Annotated in this window: 1 protein-coding gene; it reads left to right on the top strand. The window is 39.6% G+C overall.

Annotation, left to right across the window (positions count from 1 at the left end; genetic code table 11):
* A partial coding sequence (locus DC53_RS22920) for a zincin-like metallopeptidase domain-containing protein (protein ID WP_240474592.1) occupies positions 1 to 242 on the top strand: 242 nt, incomplete at its 5' end.
* Between the last annotated feature and the right edge of the window lie 51 nt (positions 243 to 293).

The following is a 293-nucleotide window of genomic DNA, read 5'->3' as shown; positions in this document are numbered from 1 at the left end:
ACCCCAATACAAAGTACATTCAGAATTATGCGTATGAAGAATTAATTGCAGAACTGGGAGCTGCTTTTTTATGTGCGCATTTTAACACCAAGCAAACACAGCCCATACATCATGCGTTGTATATCAAAAGTTGGTTAAAAGCGCTTAAAAATGACAAAACAGTATTATTTAGAGCTTCTGCACAAGCGGCTAAAGCGGTAGCCCATTTAGAGGGCTATCAAGGTGAGGTGCAACATGACTGATCTTGTTAAAACATTTTCAAAACATGTAGAAGTGGTAGGCCGTAAGCAGGG

Source organism: Pseudoalteromonas fuliginea (assembly GCF_000690055.1).
Classification (GTDB): Bacteria; Pseudomonadota; Gammaproteobacteria; order Enterobacterales; family Alteromonadaceae; genus Pseudoalteromonas; species Pseudoalteromonas fuliginea.
This window is presented reverse-complemented; position numbering and strand designations above follow the sequence as displayed.